Here is a 26,305-nt window from a genome sequence, read left to right on the forward strand (position 1 = left end):
AAAAAGATGAAAAAGTTAGACAACATACATCCCGGTGAAATTTTAAAGGAAGAATTTCTGGACCCAATGGAAATTACTGCATACAGACTTTCCAAAGAAACTTTTATTCCTCAAACAAGAATAAGCGAAATAATAAAAAAGAAGAGAAGAATAACAGCAGACACAGCATTACGATTTTCTAAATTTTTCGGAACAACTGCTAAATTCTGGTTAGGATTACAAGATGATTACGATTTGGAAGAAGAAAATACCTTAAAGGAGAAAGAATTCAATAGTATTAAACCCTTAGAAAATAACGCAGCATAGCAGAACATAACCCATTAAAACTAAGAAATTTTGCTAACAAAAAGAATAATACCCTGTCTGGATATAAAGAACGGACGTACTGTAAAAGGCGTCAATTTCGTGGATTTGCGTGATGCGGGAGATCCGGTGGAACTGGCAGCTATTTATGCTGAATCTGGCGCAGATGAATTGGTTTTCCTGGATATTTCGGCTACAGAAGAGCGTCGTAAAACTTTGGCAAATCTGGTCCTGCGCGTTGCTGAAAAGGTAAACATTCCGTTTACTGTTGGCGGCGGAATATCTTCAGTAGAAGATGTGGATGTTTTGCTTCAGAATGGGGCCGATAAGGTTTCGGTGAATTCTTCCGCAGTAAAGAATCCGGGGCTTATAAATGAGCTGGCAAGAAAATTTGGGAGTCAGTGTATTACTGTCGCTATAGATGCCAAGCAGGTGCATGGGAAGTGGCTTGTTCATCTCGTGGGAGGAAAGGTGCCGACAGAGCTGGATCTTTTTGAATGGGCAAAGGAAGTTGAGGAACGCGGAGCCGGAGAAATCCTGTTTACATCCATGAATAACGACGGTACAAAAGGCGGCTTTGCGAATATTGCACTGGCAAAATTATCTTCAGAATTAAATATTCCTATAATTGCTTCAGGTGGAGCGGGGAGTATGCAGCATTTTACCGATACTTTTAAGGAAGGAAAAGCTGATGCGGCACTTGCTGCAAGCGTTTTTCATTTTAAGGAAATTGAAATAAAAGATTTAAAAGAAGAATTGCGAAAGAACGGAATTGCAGTTCGACTGTAGATAAAAAATCAAAGTTTAAGATTTACAAAATTATAAGATGAACATAGACTTTAATAAAAACGGGGACGGACTCGTTCCAGCCATTATTCAGGATGCTTCAACAAAAAATGTGCTGATGCTTGGCTACATGAACGAAGAAGCTTTCCTGAAGACCAGCGAGACCAAAAAAGTAACATTTTTCAGCAGGACCAAAAACAGGCTATGGACAAAAGGCGAGGAAAGTGGCAATTTTCTTCATCTTGTTGATATCAAAAACGATTGTGACAATGATACGCTGTTAATTAGTGTAAATCCTGAAGGTCCTACCTGCCATAAAGGAACAGACACTTGCTGGGCCGAAGAAAATGAGCCTAATTTTGGTTTTATTTCTCAATTGGAAGGAATTATAGCGAAACGCAAAAGAATGAGTGAGGTGGAGCCGGAATTACGAGAGGATAAATCCAGTTATGTGGTTTCTCTTTTTGATGAAGGTATCAACAAAATTGCCCAAAAGGTAGGGGAAGAGGCTGTGGAAACAGTTATTGAAGCAAAAGATGATAACGAAGAATTATTCCTGAACGAAAGTGCAGATCTGCTTTTCCATTACCTGATTTTACTGAAGGCAAAAGGATATTCCTTAAAAAACGTGGTGAAAGTCCTGGAAGGAAGGCATTGAACCACCCCGGCCTTCGGCCACCCCTCCTTAAAAAAAGGAGGGGAGCAGTAAGTACTGTGAACGAAGTGTAGCCTTAGAAATGGCAATTATCGACCTTTGTTTCTACGAAGTACTAACTTGCGACTCGAACAACGAATTCTAAATCGCAAACAAAAAATCCCGAAAAACTGAAATAGTTCCTCGGGATTTTTTAAAATTTCGTCTATGGTTTAGATATGAATTACTTCATCATAAGCAGCGGCAACAGCTTCCATCACTGCTTCGCTCATCGTAGGGTGAGGGTGCACTGCTTTTAGTACTTCATGACCGGTAGTTTCCAGTTTTCGGCCCAGAACAGCTTCAGCAATCATATCTGTAACTCCGGCGCCAATCATATGGCAGCCCAGCCATTCTCCGTATTTTGCATCAAAAATCACTTTTACAAAACCATCAGATTTTCCAGCAGCTTTAGCTTTTCCTGATGCCGAAAATGGGAATTTTCCAACCTTGATCTCGTAACCGGCTTCCTTAGCTTGCTTTTCTGTCATTCCCACTGAAGCAATTTCAGGAGTAGCGTAAGTACAACCAGGAATATTTCCGTAGTCCAGAGGTTCTACTTTCATTCCTTTGATTTTTTCCACACACAGAATTCCTTCCGCAGAAGCAACGTGTGCAAGGGCAGGACCGTGAACTACGTCTCCAATAGCGTAAATGCCGGAAACATTGGTTTTGTAGAAATCATCAACAATAATTTTATCCTTTTCAGTCTTAATACCGAGTTCTTCAAGTCCGATATTTTCAATATTCGTCTTAATTCCTACTGCAGAAAGTACGATATCAGCCTCCAGAGTTTCTTCACCTTTTTTGGTTTTAACCTTGGCTTTTACTGTTTTTCCGGAAGTATCCACACTTTCCACTGAAGAGTTGGTCATTACTTTAATCCCGGCTTTCTTGATGCTTCTCTCAAATTGTTTTGAAATATCTTCGTCTTCCAGAGGAACCACATTAGGAAGGAATTCTACAACGGTAACATCTGTTCCCATAGCATTGTAGAAATGCGCAAATTCTACTCCAATAGCGCCGGAACCAACAACGATCATAGATTTAGGCTGCTTTTCGAGAGTCATCGCTTCTCTGTAACCGATAACTTTTTTGCCATCCTGCTTTAGGTTTGGCAATTCCCGTGATCTGGCGCCGGTTGCAACAATAATATTTTCTGCTTCGTAATCTGTGGTCTTGTCCTTGCTATCTGTAACAGCAACTTTTTTACCCTTTTTCAGTTTTCCGAAGCCTTCAATAACATCTATTTTATTTTTCTTCATAAGAAACTGCACACCTTTGCTCATTCCATTGGCAACGTCGCGGCTTCTTTTAATTACAGCTCCAAAATCTTTATCTGCGTTTTCAAGCTTTAATCCGTAATCGTCGGCATGCTTTAGGTAGTCAAAAACTTCAGCACTTTTAAGAAGCGCTTTTGTAGGGATACAACCCCAGTTAAGACAAACGCCACCAAGGCTTTCTTTTTCTACAATTGCAGTTTTAAAACCCAGTTGTGAAGCACGAATTGCAGTTACGTAACCGCCCGGGCCACTACCCAGCACTATGACATCGTATTTACTCATATTCGGAATAATTTTTAAATCGGTTATAGAAGTAGCGAATTTAAGGAATTATAGGCTAAACTGAAAGCATTATGCTTTGGCATTATTTCAAAAGATCGGAATAAAAAAAGCTTACCCATAAGGATAAGCTTTATTTGAATAAGACATTGAATGTTATTTGCTGCTCGGGGAAACGGTTCTGATCTTTTTAGTATCAAAATTTAGCTTCTTCATTACGGCATTGTAGTCGGAAATATCTACACTCTGCGTTTCAGCAAAAGTCGCAGGAACCACTACAATTCTAAAGAGTTGGTTGTCTGTGTAAGTGGCATCTATAGTGTCAAAATCTTCATAAGGAATGCTGCTATCTAGAAAAATTGTGACGTCGAAGAATGTAAAGTCAAAATTGTATTGAATTTGTTCCCCGTCTTCGGTATAATAGATCTGCGGAAGCTGGCGCCAAACATAATACGGAACTCCGTCAGAATCGTCAAATTGACCTGTGGCTATATAAACGAGAATAGCATCGTCTTCTTCAACAGTTACTCCCTCTTCTTCAAAATCCAGAAAGAGCGTGTAATCATTGGCCTCATTAAAGTTTGATACCTCCAAATCGAGAACCGTACCGGTAATTGCATCTCCAGGTTCGCCTTGTGGTCCTTCAGGACCTTGGGGCCCACCTGCCGGACCCGGTTCTCCTTGCGGTCCCTGTTCACCCTGCTCACCCTGTGGCCCCTCCGGTCCAGGAGGTCCTTGTTCTCCTTGTGGTCCCTCAGGACCCATTTCCCCATCTTCTGAACATCCTACAAAAAGCGCAGCGGAGATTAATAATAGTGTAAAAATTTTTCTCATAATTAGGTTTTGTTTATTGGTTCACGGTTAATTACAAGGAGCCGGAGTAGGGAAGCAGACCTGTAGTTTTAACCTTAAATTTGTTCGGAACTAATTTAGCTTTTTTTTATGAAATCCACTATTCGGAATACCGGCTTTCAGAAAATTTATTTCTAGAAATATTCGATGCCTATTCCGAAGCCAATCCCCTGAATTAAGTATTTGTTTGATGGTCTGTTAGAGCCTGAAAAAGATTTATATAAAGACTGGTAGGTATAAATTCCTTTAAAGAACAATGAAAAATGATTGAATAGCGGAACATAATACCCCAGATCTACTCTTAGATAAACCCCGTTTTTATCAACCTTTCCCAAATGTGTACCAATTCTACCCGAAAAAGTGGCAAATCCTTCTTTTGGGTTTTCAGATGGAAGTGGTGTAAGTTCGAAAAAAATTGGAGAATAATCTATTTGACTATTTTCTAAATGAAGCGTTTCCGAACCAATTCCTGCTCCAACACCAATTATGGATTTAAGAACTACTGAAGTAGAAATTTCAAGGCCATAAATCCTCGAACTTCCACCAATTTCAAAATCGGGATCTCTTTTTGAAGAAAAATGTTTGTACGGAACAAAAAATGTCGAAAATTGCGGTTTTATGCTCAGTTCAAGTTTGTGGGTGGTTTCTTTATTTTGTGCATTTACCTGATAACTGAACAGAAGAATTATTAAGTAAATAAAAGCGTTTTTAAACTTCATTCTTAGTTGAACTTTTTCCGGACCTTATTCATACTATTTTAGGAGAGGATTAAATTTTGCCAGCTGTGAAGATATAAAATTACCTAAAATGGTGAGGAAATTTTCATTGTCACTCAAATTCAGACACAAAAAAAGCCTGCCGATTAAAGCAAGCTTTATAATTCTAAATTTAGGATTAGACTAAAATTTACTCTTTATTCTCTTTATTCATGGCTTTTAATACAGACTCCATATTTGCCGGATCTAATCCTGAAGTAGCAAAAACATCTGAGGGTACCACTATAACTCTAAAAGTTTGGCCTTCGGTAAAACCAGAATCTAAATTACTCAGATCATAATTCCCATCAATAATGATTTCAACATCTCCAACGGTATGGTTGTAGACATATTGAATAGTTCCTCCTTCCAGAAAAAAGTTCTGCGGAATTAAACTCCAGCCATCTAAATCATTACCGTTTTCATCCTCAAGAATTTCTAACCGATAAACCAAAACAGCATCTGCATCAGGATTTATAGTTTCTACATCCTCGGGAATATCTATTATTGCAGAATACTGGTTCGCATCCTCAAAATAGTCAAAATCAATGGTTTCTTCAAAGGTATATCCTAAGCCATCCAGTCCATCTTCGCCAGGAGGACCTTGTGGACCACGTGGTCCCATTTCTCCGTCATCGGAACAGGAGGTGAAAAGAAAGGCAGTGATAAATAGAAGTGAGAATATCTTTTTCATAATGTGTGGTTTTAAATTATTTATTAAACTCTATACTTGCTGAATTCACGCAATAGCGTTGTCCTGTGTCTGTAGGGCCATCGTCAAAAACGTGTCCTAAATGACTTCCGCAGTTGGCGCAGAGAATTTCTGTTCGAATCATCCCAAAGGTTTTATCCTGTACATACTCTACTTTTCCTTCTATGGCTTCGTCAAAGCTGGGCCATCCGCAGCCGCTTTCAAATTTTGCATCACTTTCAAAAAGTTTTGTGTGGCAGGCCGCACATTTATATTCTCCCTCTTCAAAGTGAAGGTTGTATTTACCTGTATGAGGAGCTTCGGTTCCTTTTTTCCGAAGAACCCTGTATTGCTCTTCAGAAAGTTGCTCCTTCCATTTTTCCTCTGATTTTTCTATAGTGTACTTTTTCATATTTTTTATTGTTTTGCTGGTTCAAAATCCATCGCGATTCCATTAATACAATGTCTTTTTCCAGTAGTTTCCCGGGGCCCGTCGTTAAACACATGCCCCAAATGTCCGCCGCATCTTGCGCAGTGCACTTCATCGCGGCTATAGCCTAATTTAGAATCCCTTCCATAAGCCACTCCGCCTTCAACAGCACGATCAAAGCTTGGCCATCCTGTACCGCTCATAAATTTATGTTCGGTTTCGTACAATTCATTGCCACAGGCTGCACAAACAAAAGTTCCGGGTTCTTTAATATCATTTAAATCACTGGAAAATGGTCTTTCTGTAGATGCCTTACGCAGTACCTGGAATTCTGCATTGGTAAGTTCCTGTTTCCATTGCTCTTCAGATTTTGTGATTTCAAATTTCTCTGAAGATTTTTCTTCCTGGGCATTGCCCCCGCAGCTAACTGTAACCATGGCAAGAAAAGCGAATATTAACTTTCTCATACTTTTTTAGCTTAAAAGTACAAAGATCATACCGCGATGAATGTTGCTATTTTGTTAATTACCACGGGATCACCTAAAATGCGCCGGTGACCGAGTCTTTCTGTAATAATGAGTTCGCTATTTTTCAAAACTTTATCTATTTCATAAGCAGAACTCACATCTACATCTACGTCATTCTTATCGTGTATTATTAAGGTTGAAGTTTCTATACCTTTAGCGGAAACAGCCCCGGAATAATTGTCCATATCCTGTCTTAATTTGAGGTCGAGATAAGCTTTCATTTTGCCGGCAACCTTATCATTCATTTTCATGTTCCGTGCAAATTCTTTAGTAATATGAGTTATACTATTTGCGGTACCTAAAAGAACAATTTTTTTGGTGGAAACTCCGTCGCTTACTGCCTTTAAGGAAGACATTCCACCAAGAGAGTGTCCAATAATGGCTTCAAAAGGTCCGTGGATTTTGTTCAGATAGTGAATAGCTTCTATAAAAAAGGGCATCATACTTATTTTACCTGGTGCTTTTCCATGTGCCGGGGCATCAAAGCTTATGGTGCTGAACCCTTTTTCGAGTAAAGCTTCAGCTATTTTACTTAATTGAGTTCCCCGTCCACTCCAACCATGCACGAGCAAAATTTTTCTGGAGGACTCCCCATATTCATAAATAACAATCTCCCTGTCGGCTATGGGAAGTTTTATTCGTTTTTGAATAGATTCCTCGTCCATTTTCTTTTCTCTTTCCGGAAGTTTATATCGGAAGGGGGTAAGGAAAAGTTTTGCAGCAAATCTACTGGCAAGGTGAGGGGAAAGCTTTGTGAGAATTTTATTAAATTGAAGGATGTAACCTGGGATTAACAGCCGTTGTACAGGAATATTCTCTTTGTTTTCTTTGTTTTTCTTCGTCATGCTAGCAAAAATTGACCTGCAAGTTAGCTAATATTTACTTCTGCTGATTCCCCGATTTGATGTGTTTCTCCTGTAGCCGAAAAATGTGGTACTATAATTGGTTTACTCAATTTGTTAAATCCTACTTAAACGCTTCAGGAAGAACAGGTGCTTTTGTAATTTTAACACCTAAACCAGATAATATGAGTCTTAGAAAAACAGTGCTAATGATTAGTGCAATGCTGCTGATGGTAGTGGCTTGTAAAACTAATCCTTTTACAGGAGAGAAAAATTTGAACTTCGTGTCCAACGAGCAACTATTCCCGGCATCCTTTGAACAATACAATCAGTTTCTTTCTGAAGCTAATGTTGTTACAGGAACAGAGGAGTCCCGAATGGTAAAGCAAGTAGGGCAGGAAATAATTACAGCAGCAGAAAGATACCTTAATGCTAACGGCTATCAGGGCTTTATGCAGGGGTTTGAATGGGAAATTCAATTGGTGAAAGATGACCAGGTAAACGCCTTCGCTATGCCAGGTGGAAAAGTAGTAATATATACCGGAATACTTGATGTAGCAGAAACGCGAACCGGTCTTGCCACAGTTATGGCGCACGAAATTGCACATGCTCTTGCAGATCATGGAGCGCAGAGAATGAGTGCAGCCCAACTTCAGCAGGTGGGTGGCGCTGTAGTGGGTGTTGCTGCAGGTGGACAGAGTCAGGCTACGCAACAAATTATAGCTCAGGCTTACGGGATAGGTAGCCAGGTAGGAGGAATGCTTCCTTTTAGCAGAAGTCATGAGGCCGAAGCAGACAGGATTGGTTTAACTCTAATGGCAATTGCAGGATATGATCCTGATGAAGCTGCCGAATTGTGGAGAAGAATGGCTGCACAAAGTGATGGACAGGCACCACCGGAATTTTTAAGTACCCACCCGTCTAATCAAACGAGGATAAATAATCTTACTGAATGGGCGCCGGAAGCTAAAGCAGAAGCCAAAAAATATGGTGTGACCAGTTTTAGATAATAGCAAATAAAAATTAATCGAGAATTGATATTGAAAAGCTGCCTTTTACGGCAGCTTTTTTTATTTTTAGCATCATGAAACAACTTCCAAAGGGAAATAAAAAGCTCATTAATGCATGGGCTTTTTATGATTGGGCAAACTCCGTTTATCCACTTGTAATATCTTCGGCAATTTTCCCAATATTTTATGGAGCGCTTACGATCGTCAAAAATTCGGAAGGAAAAATTATTGATGATACTGTTCCTTTTCTCGGAATCAATTTTAATAACGACAGCCTTATAAGCTATGTGACGGCAGCAGCTTTTCTGGTTGTTTCGATATTGAGTCCGTTTTTATCGGGGATTGCAGATTATGTTGGAAATAAGAAGAATTTTCTGAAATTCTTCTGTTATCTGGGCGCAGTTTCCTGTATAGGGTTGTTTTGGTTTCAGCTGGAATTTTTATGGTTTGGACTACTGTGTTACTTTCTTGCGCTTGTCGGATTTTGGTCCAGCCTTGTTTTTTACAATTCTTACCTTCCGGACATTGCTTTTCCAGATCAACAGGACAAAGCAAGTGCCAAAGGCTTTTCCATGGGATATATTGGCAGTGTTATTTTGCTCATATTGTGCCTGGTTATGATCCTGAAATACGAGTGGTTTGGGTTTAAAGATGAAGGCTTACCTACCCGATTATCTTTTGTATTAACCGGAATATGGTGGATAGGTTTTAGCCAATATACTTATCGCTATCTGCCAAAAGGTAACAGAAAGGCACGATTAACGCGGAATGTTCTTTTTAACGGATTTCGGGAACTCAGAAAGATTTGGGTTTCGCTGAAGGAGGATGTCCAGTTATACCGCTACCTGATTGCTTTTTTTGTGTACAGTATGGCGGTGCAAACCATCATGCTTATTGCTACTTATTTTGGGATTGAAGAACTGGATTGGGGTGGGCAGGATGCGACCACAGGCTTAATTGTTAGTATCCTTCTTATTCAACTTGTAGCAGTGGCCGGGGCAATGCTTACTTCCAGACTGGCATTAAAAATTGGCAATATCAAGACCCTTATCTATATTAATCTTATCTGGATTGCCATTTGCGGTTATGCGTACTATATTGTGACACCTCTTCAGTTTTACTTTGCTGCTGCTGCGGTGGGGCTGGTAATGGGCGGAATCCAGGCGCTTTCCAGGTCTACGTATTCTAAGATGCTACCGGAAAATGCGATTGATACAGCAAGTTATTTCAGTTTTTATGATGTTTCTGAAAAAATAGGTATTGTAATAGGCATGTTTTTATACGGAATAGTTGCCCAAATCACCGGAAGTGTACGAAATTCCATACTTTTTCTTGTGGTGTTCTTTATAGCAGGGGTTTTTCTATTACTTCGTGTTCCGCAGAAAAGCAGAGGAGAGAGGAATGTTTAAACAATGGTATCTAAATGAGAAATGTAAATCTTATATTAGAGTTATCATTATTGAATCATGGAGATTAGGAAAAAATTAATCAAAGAAATTCAGCTCTCCAACAATGAGGAATTATTGGAAGAACTTTATCACTTTCTGCATAGGGAAAATAAAACTGAGGCGGTTATTAACCTAAGCAGAGAACAACAATTTGCCATTGAAAAATCATTAAATCAGGTCCGACATGGTCAATATTTAACCAATGAAGAAGCCAATGAGGAAATAGAGAGATGGCTAAACGGGTAATTTGGTCAAAAGACGCCCAGGAGAGTAGGAAAGATATTCTTGTATATTGGAATAACAGGAATAAATCCAGTATACAGCAGAAAATTAAATCAACTATTTATTGAAGCAGTCAACTTGATTGCAGTTTATCCTGAAATAGGGAAATTAACTGATCATGAAGATGTAAGAATAAAAATTGTTCGCGATTATTTCATTATTTATAAAGAAGAATCGAATCGGATTGTCATTTTAAGTATTTGGAATAGCAGGCAAAATCCCGGAAAATTGAAAAGTATTTTCTAAAAGAGTTAAAAAAGGAAAAGCCCCGCCAATTAAAGCGAGGCTTGAAATTTGCCAATTTTCGACCCTAATAGGAAGAAACGCTTCCAGAGCCTGAAGTTTTGAAGTCTTCTTTTTCAGGATTTCCTTTATAAGATATATCCCCAGATCCGGATACTCTTGCAGTTAACTTTTCTGAAACATTTACCATAACATCACCAGAACCGGAGACAATGGCTTCCACAAATCGTGCTTTGAGATCATAAGCTTCAAAATCTCCCGATCCTGTAACCTTACATTTAAAAGTATTTGCAGTTCCTTTAAAATTCACATCTCCGGACCCTGTAATTGCTCCCTCCAGGTTGTCTACATCCAGATCCAGGTTCATATCCCCGGAACCGGTTACACTGGAGCTAAAGCTAGAAGCCCTTATTTTGTCGCGAGTCCAGATATCTCCGGAACCTGTTAATGAAACGCCATCAAGATCTTCAAAAGGAACGGTGATTTTGATCTCATTGCCACGAGAAGGATCTATTTGTACTCCTTTTTCTACTGAAATCTTAAGTTTTCCGCCAGATACTTCGGTTATAATATATTCCTGAAGATTACTTTCGGCTTCTACTATTAACCTCCCTTCTGTTCCTGCTACAAGTTCTACGTTCATAAAGCCTACCAGCTGTACTTCGTCATAATCTGGTGTGGAGCGATTATCTGTTACTACTTTTCCGTTTCCTTTAATTTTATCATTTCCCCACCACTGTGCATTTGCAGAGGTGAAACTTAAGGTTAGTGCTGTTAATACGAGAATTGCTTTTTTCATAATTTAATAATTTGATTGATGTTTAGTTATTGTCTGTTAAATGAAACACTGCCGTAACTGGTAGAAATAGTTATTGTACTTCCGCTGTTATTGGAGAGGTGATAGCCTTCATAACTACTACTTGTGCCGGATTCATTTCTTTTGTTCACTTCAAAATCGTTTATACCTTTTACACCGCCGTAAGAGGTTTTAATAATAAAATCAAAGGGCTGTGCAGCATCATAGCCAATTTTTACTCCGGTATAATCTGTATCAATTTTTACTTCTTTCATTCCTTTTACGAGTTTTTCTATAGAAGCAGAGCCATAGTCAAGATCAAGGACCAACGAGGTAAATACCCTGCCGATTTTCGTACTCAGATAATCTCCGTTTCCGGCAAGCTTTCTTACTTTTTCTATAGTAATACTTCCATAATCGCAATTGAAAGCGACGTCTTCAACTTTTAGTATTTTTGAGTTTGTATAGTCTGCATTTATATCAAGTTTTTCAGCCTCTTCGATGATGAAATCTGAATAATCTGCGTTAATCTCTGCATTCTTTACGTAGCCGATATGGCTGTTCCTGGTGTAATCAAAACTGAGATAATTGGAGCTGCCCCGTAATTCACCAATATCGATCTTACCGTAATCACAGGATATCTTTGAATTTCCCAACAGCCGGTCAATATAAATTCCGCCGTAGTCGTTGTTAAGGTCCACATTATTTCTTTCTGGAGCTTTTATTACATAATTCACTTCCATATTTACGTTACTACTACCGCTAAAAAGCTGCTCCCACCAGGATTTGTCTTCCCTGGAAAAGTGAGTTTTTGCAATTACTCCTGAAGAATTCTGATTAAATTCAATATTAATATCATCCAGTTTTCTCTGCACCGCTTCTTCATCATTTCCGTTAGTTTTAATGAAGACTTCTATTACCACCCGATTCTCATTCCAGGTAGAAATGTCAATATTTCCATAGCTGTTATTTACCAGAAGTTTTGAGGTCGCGGCGACTTTAAATTCTTTAGAAATCTTTTTGGTCTTGGTATGTTTTCCATTCAAATCGTTGTTGCAAAAACCAAGGCCCGGAATAAGTAGGGCTAGCAGCAGCAGTTTATATAAGGTTGTTTTCATGATTTTGATTTTTTAATAGTTTAATTTCTTCAATTTGGGTCAATACGGTGTTGAGTAAGTCGATGCGCTGCTGGAAATTGTTTATCATGGCATGAATTACCCGGTTATCTTTTCCGCTTCTTAAAAGATCCCTTTTTAGTTTTGCATATTCAGTATCAAGCTTTTCCATTTGTGCAAGCGCATCCTTTACTATGGCTTCAGTTTCCGGAGATTTTTCTTCCTGAATTTCCTTTAATTCGTTTTCAATTAAAGAAGTGTAAAACTCCTGGGTTTGCTTCATTTCCGGAGAAACACTCGCCAGATCTCCTGATCTTCCCAGCGCTTGGTGATTAAAATACATTCCGCCTAAAAAGACCAGCAGTGCAAGACCGGCAGCAATTCCAATAAAAGGTGCCCATAAGTTTCGTACCCGATTTTTTTTCTCTGCGGAAGGATTTTCATCTTTTAACTTTTCAAAAAATCGCTCTTTATGGCCTTCCCGCGGTTCTGAAGTGTCGAAATCCAGATCCCTGAACAGCTCTTTTATATTATCGTTCTTCATGGTTCAGTAATTTGTTACGAAGACTTTCTTTTGCCCTGGAAATTGTGGTTCTGCAGTTGGCATAACTGATATCCATAATTTCACAAATTTCGTCATAATCGTAGCCTTCAATTAGATGCAGCGTTAAACACATCCTGTAATTTTCTTTTAATGAATTTAGTTTAAATAAAAGCACCTTCACTTTTTCATTGGTGTTCTCTTCGTTAACTATGTAGCCTTCAGAATCATCAATTTCATTCTTCAACTCATCATTATAGCTTACTTCTTCATATTTTCTTTTCTTATTATAGACACTTATGCATTTGTTGACCACAATCCTTTTTAGCCATGCTCCAAAAGTGGATTCACCGTTGAAACTTTCAATTTTGGTAAAGGCATTAAGAAACGCTTCCTGCATAATATCTTCCGCTTCAGCAGAATGTTTTACGATGCGCAAAGCTGTATTATACATCGCCTTGTAATAGCGATTGTAAATTTCAATTTGTGCACGTTGATCACCCTTACGGCAAGCGGCAACAAGATCATTAATATGTGTGATGGTTGGTGTCAAAAAACTCTTGTTATCTACTTATAAAGATATGCCCGTTTCCGTTTTGTTACACTTTCGAGAAAATTAATTTAAAGAAAAGCATGGCACAGGAATTGAAATAGTGTTCAGGAATCTGAGCCCTCTCAGATAAAGCCTTGGAATTAAGGGGCTGGGGCAGGATCAAATTTTAATACAAATAACAAACTGTAGTGACAGTTTGACCTAAAATAAATTATGGCTAACACAAAATTTACTAATCTTGACAGTTTGTCATTGCAGGGTATTGATGAAGATGCAGAATTAATACCGTTAATGACTCCTGAAGATGAAGAAGAAATAAACAGGGAAGATCTTCCCGAATCCTTGCCAATCCTACCATTGCGGAATACTGTATTATTTCCGGGGGTTGTAATTCCAATAACAGCCGGAAGGGACACTTCTATTAAATTAATTAATGAAGCAAATAACGGCAGCAAGATTATTGGGGTAGTATCGCAAAAGGATGAAGAAGTTGAAAATCCTTCAGTAAAAGATATCAACCAGATTGGTGTTGTAGCAAGAATCCTTAGGGTGCTTAAGATGCCGGACGGGAACACCACGGTGATTATCCAGGGAAAAAAGCGTTTCAGTATTTCTGAGATTACCAGTGAAGATCCTTATTTGACTGCAAACATTCAGGAGGTTCCGGAAGCACGGCCTGCAGTAGATAACGAAGAATTTTCGGCTATTACAGAATCAATAAAGGAACTGGCTTTGCAGATTGTAAAAGGAAGCCCAAATATTCCTTCTGAAGCTTCTTTTGCTATTAAAAATATCGAGAGCTCCTCGTTTTTAATCAATTTTGTTTCTGCTAATATGAATCTTACGGTAGAGGAGAAGCAAAAACTTTTGGAGACGAATGATTTAAAAGAACGGGCTCTTTCTACCCTAAGATATATGAATGTGGAGTTTCAGAAACTGGAACTTAAAAATGATATTCAGTCCAAGGTGCAGAGCGATATGAGCCAGCAACAGCGTGAATATTTTCTTCATCAGCAAATGAAAACCATCCAGGAAGAACTTGGTGGAGTTTCACATGAAGATGAAATCGAAGAAATGCGCATCAGGGCTAAAAAGAAGAAATGGGATGAGGATGTGCAACAGCATTTTGAAAAAGAGCTTTCCAAAATGCAGCGTATGAATCCGCAGGTCGCAGAATATTCTATACAGAGAAATTACCTCGATCTATACCTGGATTTGCCATGGAATGAATTCAGTAAAGATAAATTTGACCTTAAAAGGGCAAAGAAAATTCTTGACCGTGATCATTACGGACTGGACGATGTAAAACGGAGAATTATTGAATATCTCGCGGTATTGAAACTGCGTAACGATATGAAGTCGCCGATTTTATGTCTTTACGGACCTCCCGGAGTGGGTAAAACTTCTCTTGGTAAGTCTGTTGCCGAGGCCTTAGGTCGCGAATACGTGCGAATTTCCCTCGGAGGTCTGCGTGACGAAGCAGAAATAAGAGGACACCGTAAAACATATATAGGAGCAATGCCGGGAAGGATAATTCAGAGTTTGAAAAAAGCCGGAACCAGCAACCCCGTTTTTGTTCTTGATGAGATTGATAAGCTAAGCATTGGGAATGCAGGAGATCCTTCTTCAGCATTACTTGAAGTACTTGATCCCGAACAGAACAGCGAGTTTCACGATAATTTCCTTGAGATGGGTTATGACCTTTCTAAGGTAATGTTTATTGCAACCAGTAATACATTACAAACCATCCAGCCTGCCCTGCGTGACCGTATGGAAATTATTAATGTTACCGGTTATACGATAGAGGAGAAGGTAGAGATTGCAAAAAGACATTTGTTGCCTAAGCAGCTGGAAGAGCATGGAATGACCAAAGAACACATTAAAATTGGCAAATCTCAACTGGAATCTATTGTTGAAGGTTACACCAGGGAATCTGGAGTACGTGGGCTGGAAAAGCAAATCGCGAAAATGGTGCGTCACGGGGCCAAGAGTATTGCGATGGAAGAAGAGTATAATATTAAAGTAACAGATGAGGATATAATTGAAGTACTCGGCAGCCCAAAAATGCAGCGGGACAAATACGAAAACAATGATGTCGCAGGAGTGGTTACAGGTCTTGCCTGGACACAGGTTGGCGGGGATATCCTGTTTATAGAATCCATACTTTCCAAAGGAAAAGGAAATCTGAATATCACTGGAAATCTGGGGAAAGTAATGAAGGAATCGGCTACTATTGCAATGGAATATATAAAATCCAATGCCGAACAACTGGGGATAATTCCTTCGATCTTCGATCAATATAATGTACATATTCACGTGCCGGAAGGAGCAACTCCAAAAGACGGTCCAAGTGCGGGTATTACAATGCTAACCTCACTCGTCTCTTTATTTACTCAGAAGAAAGTGAAGAAAAGTATTGCGATGACTGGAGAAATTACCTTACGTGGCAAAGTGTTGCCGGTTGGTGGTATAAAAGAAAAAATTCTTGCAGCCAAAAGAGCGAGAGTAAAAGAGATCATTCTTTGCGAGGAAAATGAGCGTGATATAAAGGAAATTAAAGAAGATTATTTAAAAGGACTTAAGTTTCATTATGTGCGCGACATGAGCGAAGTAATAGATATTGCAGTTACAAAGCAGAAGGTGGTAAATGCAAAGAAATTGTAAATCAAACTTCCTGTAGTAGAAAGCCTCCAAAAAGTTATCAACTTATTGGAGGCTTTTTTATGGCTCAAGCTTTTCTGTTCTGTGGCATTTATAAACCTATCAAAAGTTTTTTAGTTATACTCTAATTCCGGCGGTTTTATTTCCATGCACGTGGACATCAGTTCTATTAAAATGATAACCTCCAACATCTTCAGGGTGAGTTTATAACTTTTTCGGCTTCTAAAAGCCAATTTTCCTGGAATATTCATCTCCCATAAGTCCCGATTCTCTTTTATTAAAAATCTTAATAGATCTGCTGCCATATTAGTTATAATAAGATCTAAAATCAAAAAATTTTGATTTTATTCAGATGAAAATTTATCTATATTTACTTAATCTAGGTAAGACCTGGTAATTATGATTAGCTATTAGGCATAGGAGATTTTTTTCCTTATATATTTTTAAATTTCAAAATTTGTTGTTTAATTCTTTTGATTTTGGCATTTTCTTCACCATAGTTTTTAGTATTTACTGGATGATAGGGGGAAAAAAGATCAGTTTTCAAAATCTTTTCCTTCTTATTGCAAGCTATTTCTTTTATGCTTGGTGGGACTGGCGCTTTCTTATTCTTATTATCGCGAGTACGGTTGTAGATTACGCCCTTGGACTTCAGCTGGAAAGAACATCTAACACCAGTCTTCGTAAAATTTGGCTTTATTGTAGTTTATTTTTTAATCTGGGTCTCCTGGCATTCTTGAAATACTTCAATTTTTTTATAGAAAGTATTAATTCAGGTGTACAATTTTTGGGAATAGACTTTTCCACAGAAAGCCTCAATATTATTCTTCCGGTAGGTATAAGCTTTTATACTTTTCAAACTTTAAGCTATACAATAGATATATACAGAAAACGTTTAAATCCTACTAAAAATTTTATTGCCTTTGCCACGTATGTTACTTTTTTTCCTCAATTGGTGGCAGGTCCAATTGAGCGTGCAATAAATCTTTTACCGCAGTTTCATAAAAAACGAAGTTTTAATTATAGGGAGGCTGTAAATGGCTGCAAACAAATTTTATGGGGACTGGCTAAAAAAGTAATTATTGCCGATAATTGCGCAAGGTATGTGGACATCATTTTTGATGATCCCACACAATACAATAGCAGCACTCTACTTCTGGGAGCATTTCTTTTTGCTTTACAAATCTATGGTGACTTCTCAGGATACTCAGATATTGCTATTGGAACGGCTAAGCTGTTTGGCTTAAGGTTGTCTCAAAACTTTAATTTCCCTTATTTTTCACGCGATATTGCGGAGTTCTGGCGCAGATGGCATATAAGTTTGTCTACCTGGTTTCGAGACTATCTTTATATTCCGTTAGGGGGAAGCAAAAGAAGCCGCAGCATTACCACCCGAAATGTTTTCGTTATTTTTCTGGTTTCCGGTTTCTGGCACGGCGCAAACTGGACGTTTATTGCCTGGGGTGCCATGCACGCTCTTTTATTTCTTCCACTAATATTGCTTGGCTGGAACCGGAGAAATACTAATTTAATATCCCCTACTAAATATTTGCCTGGTATTAAAGAATTTTTCCAGGTAACCTTCACCTTTTTAATAATTGTGCTTACCTGGATAATGTTTAGGGCTGATTCTATTGAAGAAGCGATGTTGTACTATTCAAAACTACTATCCTTTTCTTTATTGGAGTTACCCAATATTAATGTTGACTATCTTTTTCTGATAATTCCAATATTTTTGTTATTTATCCTTGCTGAATGGTTTGGAAGGAATGGAGAATATGCAATTGAACATCTTTTCTCTTCTAAACCCCGCTTTATAAGGTGGTCCATGTACCTCGCTATAGCATTTTGTATCTATTTGATGCAGCCTATTAAAAGTTCTGAATTTATATATTTTCAGTTTTGAAGAAATTTTTATTAAACCTCTTTTTCCTTGTCACGGCACTTGTAATACTATTTCTTTTATTTGAATATAGTACTTCAACATTAATTGGTGACAGACTGCAAGTAAAGAAAGAAGGAAAAGATATAAAATATTTTGTTGTTGGTCATTCTCATTCCGAAATTGCTTATAACGATACTATTATAAAGGAACTTAAAAATATATCCTATGCGGGTGAATCCTATCTCTCATCTTACTACAAAGCAAAAATTCTTCTTAAAAACAATCCGCATATAGACACAATTTTTGTGGAGCTTAGTAATAATTATCTTGACAAACATATGGATGAATGGATATGGGGTTCTGATTTTTTACTAATGGGATATCTGGATTTATCATCAACGGTTAGTGCCGAAGATAAATGGTGGCTATTTAAAAAAAATCCTTCCGGTTTTCTCGCAGCCTCATCTCTGGCCGGAAAAGTAAGACTTAAGAGAATAAGGTCTGCGTATTATGATTTTGATTATGCAGGAGGTTTTCGGTATCTAAAGCGGGACAAAACCGATTCACTTTTAAAGGCCATTGTACGTAATGCACCCGATACTATTTTTGCGGGCACTGCCGAAAAGTTTAGCACACAAAATCTTCGTTTCCTTAAGAAGCTTGTGGAGTTTTGTGAAGACAACGAAATAAAGATCTATCTTATTAGAAGTCCGCTGCATTCCTTCTATCGTGAACACCTTAATGAAAAACTCTATTATCGAGTTCTTGAAACTGATTTAAAGGGTGTGGAATTTTTGGATTTTTCACGTTTTCCCTTAAGTAATACCGAGTTCGGAGACCTTTCACATTTAAACTATAAAGGAACCCGCAAATATTCAATTTGGCTAGATTCATTACTACAAAGCGGTTTCTTAGATAAAAAGAATAAGCAGGAAATTATAGATAAAGAGTTTGACAGAATTAATTCCGGCAGGTAGGTTTATTTAGATTTTCGATCTGTTTTTATCACTGGATTTTTTGGTAATATGTAGTTCTATAAATCAGCGATATCAACATAGGAGGTACTCTTGTCTCTAAATACATGGTTGCAGACAACCCCGTCTTTATCTCACTACTCCTTGAAATGCAGACAACAGCTTTTTTCATCAGTAAAATGAACTCCAAAAGAAAATAAACCCATAATCAATCTTATTTATTCCAAATAAATAGGAGAATTTAGGGATGTATAATAAAAACTTTTAGAGGTCAGTATTTAATTTCATACCCTAAAAATTAATAAACTTAGGGGAATTATAAATATTTTTAAGGGTCAAAATCTCCTAGAGTTCTCTGATTGGTTATAAACAGATGGAGATTGTAAAGAATACCTGGCGGGGATTAAATGGAATGATGGTTTTGAGTGCCGTAAGTGTGGTCATAAAAAATCCCAGGTAAGAAAGGATTTCTCAAGAATCTGCAATATTTGTTCGCACCAGGAATACACTACTTCCAATACCCTTTCCATAAAGTCAAGTTTGGCGTGCGCAAGGCTTTTTTTATCGTCTTCGAGATGGCTACCAGCACCAAAAGCCTTTCGGCGAGTTATGTTTCTGTACGTTTCGGGGTGACAGAAAAGACAGCGCGGCTGTTTATGCACAAAGTTCGGGAAGCCATGGAAAGCAGCGGTAACGATACTATGGATGGAACTGTCCACGTTGATGAATTTGTTCTGGGTGGGCATGAAAAGGAAAAAATTGGCAGAAGTTATAAAGCCAGGAAAAAGAAAGCGATAACGGCTGTTGAGCTAACGAATGATGGCAAGATCAAGAGAATGTAGGTAATGCGTATTGGTGATTTTTCGGCCAGATCCCTACAATATATCTTTGTTGATCATATCAGCCGTGACGCTAAATAACAACAGATAAATGGCGCGGTTATAGGCCGATTGCAAAAGCGTATGATTTTCAGGTTTGAATTTCAAGGCCTTGCACACGAAGATCCATCAAATTAAATCCTGGATAAGAACAACATATTTTTTGGGTCAGCGATTTCAATATCAACAGATATTTTAATGAATTTTGTTTTAGGATCAACCGCTCACAGACCAAGGCCACAATCTTTGATAATCTAATAACCAAAATGGTCAACAAGGATAAAGTGTATCACAAACAAACTATATGTAACTAACAACTGACCTCAAAAAACTTAATTTAGAAACACTTATTATTTAAAAATGTTTTACTATTCAAAATTTGTTTTCCCCCGGTCTCCTTTCTTTTATAACGAACTATCTTTGTAAATTCCGGATTTAAAAAGCAGCAGCTACTTGAAAATATTTATATCAAATTTTTTAAAAGATCTTCTAAAGTTTCTAAGGAGTACAGACTTTTCCAAAGCCATTGTACTTACGGTAGCGATAATTATCCCAATAGCACTCTTTTCATATTATTCAAACACCTTAGTAGGAGTTGTAATTGCTTCCGGTTGTCTTTTAAGCTCTCCTAGTGATGTTGCCGGAAGTTTTAAACATAAGGTTATAGGGGTGAGTTGCGCAGCAATTCTTGCCGGATTGTCTTCTGTAATATCTGGATACGCACAGGTAAGTCTGTACCTTATTATTCCGGTGCTGGGTATGCTCATGTTCGCTATCAGTTATTTGGCAGTTTTCGGCTTTAGGGCCTCACTTATAACCTTTTCCGGATTATTAGCTGTGGTAATCAGTTTTGCCAATCTTTCTAAAGATCTCGAAATTTGGCAAAGAGGGATTCTTATCATTCTTGGAGGATTTTGGTACCTGAGTTTAAGCTTGCTATGGGATTTTTTAAATCCAAGGAAACAAACCGAACATTTACTTGCAGGAACAATGGAGCTTACTGCAAAATACCTCCGGATAAGAGCTAAACTTTATACTGAATTTGAGCAACGGGATCAACTTTTAAAGAAATTATTTCTACTTCAAACAGAACTGAACGAAAAGCATGAAAGCCTGCGTGAAGTTCTTATAAGCTCACGAAAAACATCTGGTAATTCTAACTACGCCAGGAAACGACTGCTTATTTTCATTGAACTTGTAGATATGCTGGAGCTGGCAATGGCAAATCCCGTAGATTATTCTAAAATGGATGAACTATTAGGACAAGAGCAGCAACAATTTGAAAATATACAGGATCTGCTTAATGCTATGGCAGAGCATCTCGAACAAATCGCTTCCGCATTAAAGTACAACAATAAACTCCCGCCCAACAATCTTAAAAATGCATTAGATAAATTACAGTCGGGGCTTCTTGCCTTTCGTGAGAAAATAAATATTAACGAAAGTAGGGAAACCATGTTGTTGCTGAGAAATCTTATTGATTATCAAGAGCAACAAGTGCAAAGGATGAACAGTATTTTTAGGATTTTGAATAATCTGGAAAGCGAAAAGAACCTTTTTATTAAAAGCAAAGAGGTCTCTCGGTTTATTACTCCGCAGGATTATGATCCTAAAATTTTGGTCGAAAACTTCAATTTTAACTCCATCATCTTCAGGCACTCCATTAGGCTTGCAGTAGTTGTCATTATAGGTTTTTCAATAGGAATTTTCTTCTCTATACAAAATGCTTACTGGATTATTCTGACAATTGCGGTGATAATGCGTCCCAATTATGGACTAACTAAAGATCGGTCTAAACAGCGAATTATAGGGACACTAATTGGAGGTGCAATAGCCGTTGGGATTGTTTATATCACGCAAAATGAAATTGTGTATATGGTCCTGGGAATTGGCTCTCTTACCCTGGCTTTTTCTTTGCTTCAGAGAAATTACAGGACAGCAGCAATTTTTATAACCCTTAGTATTATTTTTATTTATGCTTTACTGCAGCCCAATGTGCTAAATGTTATTCAATATAGAATTGTTGATACTCTTATTGGAGCTGGTCTTGCGGCTCTAGGGAATCATTTTCTTTGGCCATCGTGGGAAGTACACGGGATAAAAAGCTACATTCAAGAAAGTATTGCTGCCAACAGGAATTACTTAGAAGAAGTAGATAATTTTTATCATAATAAAGGAAAACTACCCATATCTTATAAGTTGGCTAGAAAGAAATCTTTCTTAGAAATGGGAAATCTTAGTGCGGCTTTTCAGCGAATGACGCAGGAGCCGAAATCCAAACAGAAAGATATTAGCAGGATATATGAAATTGTTGGCTTAAATCAGACTTTTTTATCTGCTCTGGCGTCTCTTGGTACATACATTCAAAACCACGAAACCACAGCTGCTTCTGTTAATTTTGAAACCTTTACCAATTTTATTTCTGAAAATTTAAAATCTTCAGAAGAAATACTGCAGAAGAATAATCCGGTAGAAGTATCCAGACCATCTTCAGAAATTGAAGGAGCAGCGATGGCCCTCAGAAAAACGTATGAAGATCTCGTAGAAAAAAGAACTATTGAAATTGAGGAGGGGAAACAGAATATAGATCTCCGCATGCGACTGCAGTTGCAGGAAGCTCAACTGGTAAATAATCAGTTAAGATGGCTCGCAGATATTTCAACAAATATCAGGAAAACAGTTTCAATATCTAAAGAGGTATTACAAATATCTAAAATTTAAATGAGTAAGAGAGCTTTAAAAAAATATCTAGGTACACTTGAGAAGGAACAGCTGGAGGAGCAAATCCTGGATTTATACGAAAGATTTGGCGAGGTAAAAACTTTTTACAATTTCGTATTCAACCCCAAAGAAGATAAGCTGGTTCAGGATGCAAAATTTAAGATTTCAAAAGAATATTTTCCTACCACTTCCAGACGACCAAAGGCCAGAAGATCTGTAGCGCAAAAATTCATTAAGCACTTTATAAAGCTCGGGTTAGATCCCATTTTGTTAGCAGATGTTATGCTCTACAATATTGAAATAGCCCAAGCCTATTCCGCAGACCGGGAAATAAAAGAGCCTTTTTACAGAAGTATTTATAAATCTTTTGAAGAAGCCACTACTTTTATACTAGCGAATAATTTAACTCCAGAATTTCTTCCCCGGATGCACAAAATTGAAGTAAATACTCAAGAGCAGGATTGGCCAAATAAGTATCAATTTGAGAAAGTAATGGATCAGTTCCATTAAAAATCCGACCTTTATTTCTAGCAATTTGATGTACATTTGAAAATGACCAGATTAGTAGTTCTTCTTTTATTTTTACTTAGTTGCAGTTATTCTTTTGCACAACTCGGTTTTTGTGAAGGTAGTAAAGGAGACCCTATTTTTTACGAAGATTTTGGCACCGGGAGTGGTAGCGGTCCGGCTTTTCCTTCGGGCACAACAAGTTATTCTTACGTGACTGGCGATCCACAGGATGGACAGTACACAATTTCTGCAGGAATAGGCCAGCAAATATCTTCCTGGCACAATTCCCTCCCAAATTCCACACTTTCTAATGAGCGGGCGTTAATTGTAAATGCAGATTTTACTTCAGGGCAGTTTTTTAAAACCGAAATTAGCGGACTCTGTGAAAATACTTCTTATGAGTTTTCAGCATATCTCATAAATATCTATGACAGGCAGGATCCTATCTGTCCTAATGGTGGAATACCTATTAACGTTCGTTTTGAAATTTGGGACGAGACAGATTCTCAGCTTCTAAGAGAAGGCAGTACCGGTAATATTGCTTCTGCTTCCAGTCCGGTATGGGAACAGTATGCGCTAACTTTTCAGAGCGAGGCAGGTCAGGATGCTGTTATTTTAAAGATCTTTAATAATGGAGACGGTGGCTGCGGAAATGATCTTGCCATAGATGACATTATATTTAGATCCTGCGGCGATTTTACCACTGTTACTTCTGAAGAAAGTAACGGAAGCGAATTAGCGGTTTGTGAATCTGATGCTCCGGTGAATTTAGAATTAAAAGCAACGCCAGATTATTCTGTTTACCAGGATCATTTTTTCCAATGGCAGGAAAGTGATGATGGCGAAAATTGGCAAAACATAGCAGGCGCCACGGGAGATAATTATTTCACAGGTTCTTTAAACACAACGCGATATTACAGGGTAAAAGTAGCTGAGGATGAAGTGAACTTAGCAAATAATCTCTGCAGTTCTGCTTCTGAAGCTTTTTATGTTAATATTGTAAGTACTCCAGAGACTCCTGTGAGCAATGGAGATCGTACTGTTTGTGGTGGAGAGCCCATACCCGAGCTTTCTGTACAAATTAAAGGCGACGAAACGGCAAATTGGTATGATGCAGCCACTGGAGGTAACCTTGTTGCCGAAAATACTGCTTATTTTACTCCAGAGAGCGCCGGTATTTATTACGCTGAAGCAAAAAAGACAAACTACGATTGTGAAGTGAGTGCAAGAACTGCTGTTGAGCTCACTATTTATGAAGTGCCGGAAGTAGAGGACGAAAATTGGCAAATTTGTGCAGACACTTTACTTACGCTTGATGCCGGAATACCGGGGATGGAATACAGCTGGTCCACCGGAGAATCTTCTCAAATAATCACCGTCGGAAATCCAGGAGAGTACGACGTACAAATTGTTACTGCTGAAGGTTGTGAGGTAGTTAAGAATTTTACGGTTTCACCTACAGATGTAGCGGCAATAGCAGATATTATTTCTGAAGAAAATACCGTTACCATAGCGTCTGCAAATAGCGGCACATTCGAGTATTCGCTGGATGGTACAAACTTTCAGGATTCGAATGTTTTTACAGGAATTTCCGGCGGAATTTACACTGCATACATAAGGGATCTCAGCGGCTGTGCCACAGTCTCAAGCGAATTTCCGCACATTGTTGTGCCAAAGTTTATTACCCCAAATGGTGATGGATATAATGACGCCTTCAGTTTAAGCGGAGTGGAATATTTTTTATCTTCAGAAATCAGAATTTTTAATCGCTATGGTAAATTGCTCAAAATTGGCAAAGGGGAAGGCTTTTCATGGAATGGAACTTTTAAAGGAAATTCTTTGCCTGCTTCAGATTACTGGTATCAAATCACTATCGAAGGACATAAAATAATAAAAGGCCACTTTAGCCTGGTGCGCTAATTTTCTTGAATTTCCGCGACATCCGGTTCTTCAGGCGTTATTTGAGCAATTCTCTGGCAATTTAGAACCACAAGTGCCATTGCTGCAAAAAGGATCAGCATAATAATGCTGAAACTTATTCCCAGGTCAATCATAAAACCCACAATTAAAGGTCCCAGAGCTGTACTTAATACCATAAACATTGTAAAGACACTTCTTATAGCTCCCATTTTTTTAATTCCGTAGATTTCGGCAATTACAGATGTTTTTACAGTTCCTGCCATTCCACTGGTAATTCCTGCCAGGATTAAAAATAGGAGTGCTCCTATAATACTCTCCATAAATGCAAAAGGTAGCAGACCTATATTCATTGGAATAATGTAAAAACGAAACATTTTTTTAGCAGAGATTTTATCTACCCAGCTTCCCCCAAGCAAAGAAAAAATTAGCCGGGCTATAGCATAAATTGTAAAGAAAGTGGCGTAAAGCTGTGGAGACCAGCCTTTATCTTCAACAAAAACATACTGGTAGAAAAAGATTGCTGTGTTTGTAAAGCCTAAAATAAAGCTGGCGGGCATCATAATTCCAAATCTTTTATCGAATACTACATTCTTGTAATCCTTTAAGAGGGAAAAAGTTGAAGGTCGGCCCTCTGAAGACAGATCCTGATCAAACTCTTCAAGATTTGTAAATTTTAGCTTTATTAAATAGAGTAAAAGTGCCACGCCACTCACAATTGCTGCAATACGCCAGTCGAAATAAGCTATTATAGAAGCTATAATTACCGGAAAAACTGCTTCACCCATAGAATATCCTAGTGATGAAACACTTAATGCCTTGCCGCGATTTTCTATAAAACGTTTAGACATAATAGTCATACTAATATGGCTTAACAGGCCCTGTCCACATAACCGCATCCCAATAAGCGCCACAAACAGAAAAGCGATATGGTAAGAAAATCCAAGAATGATACTGGAAATTGCGAGGCACACGACAGTAAATGCAGTTACTTTTTTTGCAGGCTTATGATCTACGGTATGGCCAACGCTTAACATAATCACAGAGGCGGCCACCGTGCAGGCAGCATAAATAGCTCCAAAACTGCCCTCAGAAATAGCAAAGGCTTTAACGATCTCCGGAACATATAAGGAAATGAGGAAAGTTTGTCCAAAACTCGAGAGGAAAGTCAGAAGCCATCCAAAACTGACTTTTCTGAAGTTGGTTTTTAAAAAATTATAGTATTCTTTCAATTTGTTCTTTCAGAAAGGCAAAGATAGTATTACATGATTTGCTGAAAAGAAAAGTGCTTAATATTTACAGATAAAAACCATTTCTGATATTACCGAC

The 26,305-nt window shown here is 38.1% G+C and carries 25 protein-coding genes and 1 pseudogene; 14 read left to right on the forward strand and 12 right to left on the reverse strand.

What is annotated here, in order from left to right; all coding sequences use genetic code 11:
- Positions 1 to 6: 6 nt before the first annotated feature.
- Genes RM545_RS08140 through hisIE form a run of 3 tightly spaced genes read left to right on the forward strand, consistent with a single transcriptional unit; the run spans position 7 to position 1,747 of the window.
- Positions 7 to 306 (forward strand): HigA family addiction module antitoxin, encoded by a 300-nt coding sequence (locus RM545_RS08140; RefSeq protein WP_311494825.1) that lies wholly within the window; start codon positions 7 to 9, stop codon positions 304 to 306.
- Between the two features lie 30 nt (positions 307 to 336).
- On the forward strand, positions 337 to 1,092 hold the full coding sequence (gene hisF / locus RM545_RS08145) for an imidazole glycerol phosphate synthase subunit HisF (RefSeq protein WP_311494826.1): 756 nt from the start codon (positions 337 to 339) through the stop codon (positions 1,090 to 1,092).
- 37 nt (positions 1,093 to 1,129) lie between these two features.
- Positions 1,130 to 1,747: a bifunctional phosphoribosyl-AMP cyclohydrolase/phosphoribosyl-ATP diphosphatase HisIE gene (hisIE, locus tag RM545_RS08150; RefSeq protein WP_311494827.1), complete on the forward strand. Its 618-nt coding sequence runs from the start codon at positions 1,130 to 1,132 to the stop codon at positions 1,745 to 1,747.
- 209 nt (positions 1,748 to 1,956) lie between these two features.
- Here hisIE and lpdA read toward each other — a convergent pair whose 3' ends face one another.
- The 7 genes from lpdA to RM545_RS08185 all read right to left on the reverse strand — a co-directional run bounded on the left by lpdA (position 1,957) and on the right by RM545_RS08185 (position 7,445).
- Positions 1,957 to 3,348 carry a dihydrolipoyl dehydrogenase gene (gene lpdA / locus RM545_RS08155; RefSeq protein ID WP_311494828.1) on the reverse strand — a complete coding sequence of 464 codons (1,392 nt, stop codon included), beginning with the start codon at positions 3,346 to 3,348 and terminating at the stop codon, positions 1,957 to 1,959.
- Between the two features lie 153 nt (positions 3,349 to 3,501).
- Complete coding sequence (locus tag RM545_RS08160) at positions 3,502 to 4,179, reverse strand: collagen-like protein (RefSeq protein ID WP_311494829.1); 678 nt, start codon at positions 4,177 to 4,179, stop codon at positions 3,502 to 3,504.
- 152 nt (positions 4,180 to 4,331) lie between these two features.
- Positions 4,332 to 4,916, reverse strand: coding sequence for a hypothetical protein (locus RM545_RS08165; RefSeq protein WP_311494830.1), 585 nt, complete (start codon positions 4,914 to 4,916; stop codon positions 4,332 to 4,334).
- Between the two features lie 187 nt (positions 4,917 to 5,103).
- Positions 5,104 to 5,646 carry a hypothetical protein gene (locus tag RM545_RS08170; RefSeq protein ID WP_311494831.1) on the reverse strand — a complete coding sequence of 181 codons (543 nt, stop codon included), beginning with the start codon at positions 5,644 to 5,646 and terminating at the stop codon, positions 5,104 to 5,106.
- 16 nt (positions 5,647 to 5,662) lie between these two features.
- A complete protein-coding gene (gene msrB / locus RM545_RS08175; protein WP_311494832.1) occupies positions 5,663 to 6,055 on the reverse strand; it encodes a peptide-methionine (R)-S-oxide reductase MsrB in 393 nt (130 codons plus the stop codon).
- Between the two features lie 5 nt (positions 6,056 to 6,060).
- The gene (gene msrB / locus RM545_RS08180; RefSeq protein ID WP_311494833.1) at positions 6,061 to 6,540 is read right to left on the reverse strand and encodes a peptide-methionine (R)-S-oxide reductase MsrB; all 480 of its coding nucleotides are present in this window, start codon (positions 6,538 to 6,540) and stop codon (positions 6,061 to 6,063) included.
- 26 nt (positions 6,541 to 6,566) lie between these two features.
- Positions 6,567 to 7,445, reverse strand: coding sequence for an alpha/beta hydrolase (locus RM545_RS08185; protein ID WP_311494834.1), 879 nt, complete (start codon positions 7,443 to 7,445; stop codon positions 6,567 to 6,569).
- A gap of 182 nt (positions 7,446 to 7,627) precedes the next feature.
- Between RM545_RS08185 and RM545_RS08190 the strand changes: the two genes are divergently transcribed.
- The 4 genes from RM545_RS08190 to RM545_RS08205 all read left to right on the forward strand — a co-directional run bounded on the left by RM545_RS08190 (position 7,628) and on the right by RM545_RS08205 (position 10,428).
- Entirely contained in the window at positions 7,628 to 8,452 is an 825-nt protein-coding gene (locus RM545_RS08190) for a M48 family metallopeptidase (RefSeq protein ID WP_311494853.1), read from the forward strand.
- Positions 8,453 to 8,526: 74 nt separating this feature from the next.
- The gene (locus RM545_RS08195) at positions 8,527 to 9,861 is read left to right on the forward strand and encodes an MFS transporter (RefSeq protein ID WP_311494835.1); all 1,335 of its coding nucleotides are present in this window, start codon (positions 8,527 to 8,529) and stop codon (positions 9,859 to 9,861) included.
- 57 nt (positions 9,862 to 9,918) lie between these two features.
- On the forward strand, positions 9,919 to 10,146 hold the full coding sequence (locus RM545_RS08200; protein WP_311494836.1) for a hypothetical protein: 228 nt from the start codon (positions 9,919 to 9,921) through the stop codon (positions 10,144 to 10,146).
- Positions 10,147 to 10,260: 114 nt separating this feature from the next.
- Complete coding sequence (locus tag RM545_RS08205) at positions 10,261 to 10,428, forward strand: type II toxin-antitoxin system RelE/ParE family toxin (RefSeq protein WP_311494854.1); 168 nt, start codon at positions 10,261 to 10,263, stop codon at positions 10,426 to 10,428.
- A 64-nt stretch (positions 10,429 to 10,492) separates the two neighbouring features.
- On the opposite strand, the gene RM545_RS08210 is transcribed toward RM545_RS08205, so the two are convergent.
- From RM545_RS08210 to RM545_RS08225, 4 genes are read right to left on the reverse strand one after another with little or no spacing between them, the layout of a single operon-like run.
- Complete coding sequence (locus tag RM545_RS08210) at positions 10,493 to 11,224, reverse strand: head GIN domain-containing protein (protein WP_311494837.1); 732 nt, start codon at positions 11,222 to 11,224, stop codon at positions 10,493 to 10,495.
- Positions 11,225 to 11,250: 26 nt separating this feature from the next.
- On the reverse strand, positions 11,251 to 12,339 hold the full coding sequence (locus RM545_RS08215) for a hypothetical protein (RefSeq protein WP_311494838.1): 1,089 nt from the start codon (positions 12,337 to 12,339) through the stop codon (positions 11,251 to 11,253).
- Positions 12,320 to 12,880: a DUF4179 domain-containing protein gene (locus tag RM545_RS08220; protein WP_311494839.1), complete on the reverse strand. Its 561-nt coding sequence runs from the start codon at positions 12,878 to 12,880 to the stop codon at positions 12,320 to 12,322. The genes RM545_RS08215 and RM545_RS08220 overlap by 20 nt, the downstream gene beginning before the upstream one ends.
- Positions 12,867 to 13,430, reverse strand: a complete 564-nt coding sequence (locus RM545_RS08225; protein ID WP_311494840.1) for an RNA polymerase sigma factor — start codon at positions 13,428 to 13,430, stop codon at positions 12,867 to 12,869. The genes RM545_RS08220 and RM545_RS08225 overlap by 14 nt, the downstream gene beginning before the upstream one ends.
- Before the next feature lie 213 nt (positions 13,431 to 13,643).
- Between RM545_RS08225 and lon the strand changes: the two genes are divergently transcribed.
- The 7 genes and pseudogenes from lon to RM545_RS08260 all read left to right on the forward strand — a co-directional run bounded on the left by lon (position 13,644) and on the right by RM545_RS08260 (position 24,979).
- Positions 13,644 to 16,094, forward strand: coding sequence for an endopeptidase La (gene lon, locus RM545_RS08230; RefSeq protein ID WP_311494841.1), 2,451 nt, complete (start codon positions 13,644 to 13,646; stop codon positions 16,092 to 16,094).
- Between the two features lie 457 nt (positions 16,095 to 16,551).
- A complete protein-coding gene (locus RM545_RS08235) occupies positions 16,552 to 17,997 on the forward strand; it encodes an MBOAT family O-acyltransferase (RefSeq protein WP_311494842.1) in 1,446 nt (481 codons plus the stop codon).
- Entirely contained in the window at positions 17,994 to 18,953 is a 960-nt protein-coding gene (locus RM545_RS08240) for a hypothetical protein (protein ID WP_311494843.1), read from the forward strand. The genes RM545_RS08235 and RM545_RS08240 overlap by 4 nt, the downstream gene beginning before the upstream one ends.
- 315 nt (positions 18,954 to 19,268) lie before the next feature.
- Positions 19,269 to 20,142 (forward strand): annotated as a pseudogene (locus tag RM545_RS08245) (IS1595 family transposase).
- Positions 20,143 to 20,281: 139 nt separating this feature from the next.
- A complete protein-coding gene (locus RM545_RS08250) occupies positions 20,282 to 22,549 on the forward strand; it encodes an FUSC family protein (RefSeq protein ID WP_311494844.1) in 2,268 nt (755 codons plus the stop codon).
- Positions 22,550 to 23,059, forward strand: a complete 510-nt coding sequence (locus RM545_RS08255) for a DUF6155 family protein (RefSeq protein WP_311494845.1) — start codon at positions 22,550 to 22,552, stop codon at positions 23,057 to 23,059.
- A gap of 42 nt (positions 23,060 to 23,101) precedes the next feature.
- Positions 23,102 to 24,979, forward strand: coding sequence for a T9SS type B sorting domain-containing protein (locus tag RM545_RS08260; RefSeq protein WP_311494846.1), 1,878 nt, complete (start codon positions 23,102 to 23,104; stop codon positions 24,977 to 24,979).
- Here RM545_RS08260 and RM545_RS08265 read toward each other — a convergent pair.
- Positions 24,976 to 26,208 carry an MFS transporter gene (locus RM545_RS08265; RefSeq protein WP_311494847.1) on the reverse strand — a complete coding sequence of 411 codons (1,233 nt, stop codon included), beginning with the start codon at positions 26,206 to 26,208 and terminating at the stop codon, positions 24,976 to 24,978. The two genes, RM545_RS08260 and RM545_RS08265, sit on opposite strands and share 4 nt — an antisense overlap.
- Between the last annotated feature and the right edge of the window lie 97 nt (positions 26,209 to 26,305).

Origin of the sequence: Autumnicola lenta (assembly GCF_031846515.1) — a bacterium.
Taxonomy (GTDB): domain Bacteria; phylum Bacteroidota; class Bacteroidia; order Flavobacteriales; family Flavobacteriaceae; genus Autumnicola; species Autumnicola lenta.

Excerpts from the sequence above, each read along its gene's own strand:
- lon (WP_311494841.1), top strand. The coding sequence starts at position 13,644 with ATGGCTAACACAAAATTTACTAATCTTGACAGTTTGTCATTGCAGGGT.
- RM545_RS08210 (WP_311494837.1), bottom strand. The coding sequence starts at position 11,224 with ATGAAAAAAGCAATTCTCGTATTAACAGCACTAACCTTAAGTTTCACC.
- RM545_RS08255 (WP_311494845.1), top strand. The coding sequence starts at position 22,550 with ATGAGTAAGAGAGCTTTAAAAAAATATCTAGGTACACTTGAGAAGGAA.
- RM545_RS08185 (WP_311494834.1), bottom strand. The coding sequence starts at position 7,445 with ATGACGAAGAAAAACAAAGAAAACAAAGAGAATATTCCTGTACAACGG.
- msrB (WP_311494832.1), bottom strand. The coding sequence starts at position 6,055 with ATGAAAAAGTACACTATAGAAAAATCAGAGGAAAAATGGAAGGAGCAA.
- lpdA (WP_311494828.1), bottom strand. The coding sequence starts at position 3,348 with ATGAGTAAATACGATGTCATAGTGCTGGGTAGTGGCCCGGGCGGTTAC.
- RM545_RS08190 (WP_311494853.1), top strand. The coding sequence starts at position 7,628 with ATGAGTCTTAGAAAAACAGTGCTAATGATTAGTGCAATGCTGCTGATG.
- RM545_RS08260 (WP_311494846.1), top strand. The coding sequence starts at position 23,102 with ATGACCAGATTAGTAGTTCTTCTTTTATTTTTACTTAGTTGCAGTTAT.
- RM545_RS08220 (WP_311494839.1), bottom strand. The coding sequence starts at position 12,880 with ATGAAGAACGATAATATAAAAGAGCTGTTCAGGGATCTGGATTTCGAC.
- RM545_RS08200 (WP_311494836.1), top strand. The coding sequence starts at position 9,919 with ATGGAGATTAGGAAAAAATTAATCAAAGAAATTCAGCTCTCCAACAAT.
- msrB (WP_311494833.1), bottom strand. The coding sequence starts at position 6,540 with ATGAGAAAGTTAATATTCGCTTTTCTTGCCATGGTTACAGTTAGCTGC.
- RM545_RS08165 (WP_311494830.1), bottom strand. The coding sequence starts at position 4,916 with ATGAAGTTTAAAAACGCTTTTATTTACTTAATAATTCTTCTGTTCAGT.
- RM545_RS08215 (WP_311494838.1), bottom strand. The coding sequence starts at position 12,339 with ATGAAAACAACCTTATATAAACTGCTGCTGCTAGCCCTACTTATTCCG.
- hisIE (WP_311494827.1), top strand. The coding sequence starts at position 1,130 with ATGAACATAGACTTTAATAAAAACGGGGACGGACTCGTTCCAGCCATT.
- RM545_RS08140 (WP_311494825.1), top strand. The coding sequence starts at position 7 with ATGAAAAAGTTAGACAACATACATCCCGGTGAAATTTTAAAGGAAGAA.
- RM545_RS08170 (WP_311494831.1), bottom strand. The coding sequence starts at position 5,646 with ATGAAAAAGATATTCTCACTTCTATTTATCACTGCCTTTCTTTTCACC.
- RM545_RS08195 (WP_311494835.1), top strand. The coding sequence starts at position 8,527 with ATGAAACAACTTCCAAAGGGAAATAAAAAGCTCATTAATGCATGGGCT.
- RM545_RS08160 (WP_311494829.1), bottom strand. The coding sequence starts at position 4,179 with ATGAGAAAAATTTTTACACTATTATTAATCTCCGCTGCGCTTTTTGTA.